General features: G+C 63.4%; 2 protein-coding genes. Both read left to right on the top strand.

The features are described 5' to 3' along the window. Positions 1 to 558 (top strand): dTDP-glucose 4,6-dehydratase (locus GM676_RS31305; RefSeq protein WP_155468464.1); only part of this gene is annotated, 558 nt, incomplete at its 5' end. After that, a partial coding sequence (rfbA, locus tag GM676_RS31300) for a glucose-1-phosphate thymidylyltransferase RfbA (protein ID WP_155468463.1) occupies positions 555 to 1181 on the top strand: 627 nt, incomplete at its 3' end. The genes GM676_RS31305 and rfbA, both read left to right, overlap by 4 nt.

The raw sequence follows: 1181 nt of genomic DNA, 5'->3' as shown, positions 1-1181 counted from the left end.
TACTTCCACACCTACGGCCTGCCGGTGCTGACCACCAACTGCTCCAACAACTACGGTCCATACCACTTCCCGGAAAAACTGATCCCGCTGATCATCGCCAACGCGCAAGCCGGCAAGCCGCTGCCGATCTACGGCGACGGCCAGCAAGTGCGCGACTGGCTGTACGTCAGCGACCACTGCGCCGCCATCCGCCGCGTGCTGGAAGCGGGCCGCCTGGGCGAGACCTACAACGTCGGCGGCTGGAACGAAATGGCCAATCTGGACGTGGTCCACACCCTGTGCGACATGCTGGACAAGCTCAAGCCGAAGGCCAGCGGCAGCTACCGCGACCAGATCACGTTTGTGAAGGACCGTCCGGGCCACGACCGCCGCTACGCCATCGACGCGCGCAAGCTGGAGCGCGAACTGGGCTGGAAGCCGGCCGAGACCTTCCAGACCGGCATCGCCAAGACCGTGCAGTGGTATCTGGATCACCAGGCCTGGGTGGCCGACGTGCAGTCGGGCGGCTACACCAAGTGGATCGAAACCAATTACTTCAATCGCGAGGGCCAGCAATGAGCAACCAGCGCAAAGGCATCATCCTGGCCGGCGGTTCCGGCACCCGCCTGTATCCGGTGACGATGAGCGTCTCCAAGCAGCTGCTGCCGATCTACGACAAGCCGATGATCTATCACCCGCTGACGGTGCTGATGCTGGCCGGCATGACCGACATCCTGCTGATCTCGACGCCGCAGGACACGCCGCGCTTCCAGGATCTGCTGGGCGACGGCAGCCAGTGGGGCATCAACATCAGCTACGCGGTGCAGCCTTCGCCGGACGGCCTGGCGCAAGCCTTCATCATCGGCAAGGACTTCGTCGGCGACGCACCGTCGGCGCTGATTTTGGGTGACAACATCTACTACGGTAACGACCTGGACGCCTTGCTGCGCCACGCCACCGAGCAGACCGACGGCGCCACCGTGTTCGCCTACCACGTGCAGGACCCCGAACGTTACGGCGTGGTGGAATTCAACGACCAGCGTACCGCCGTGTCGATCGAGGAAAAGCCGAAGCAGCCGAAATCGAACTACGCCGTCACCGGCCTGTACTTCTACGACAACCAGGTGTGCGACATCGCCGCCAGCATCAAGCCGTCCGCGCGCGGCGAGCTGGAAATCACCGACGTCAACAAGGTGTATCTG

This window comes from Duganella radicis (genome assembly GCF_009720825.1).
GTDB lineage: Bacteria > Pseudomonadota > Gammaproteobacteria > Burkholderiales > Burkholderiaceae_D > Rugamonas > Rugamonas radicis.
The sequence above is the reverse complement of the archived record's forward strand: the minus strand, read 5'-3'. Positions and strand labels throughout refer to the sequence as shown.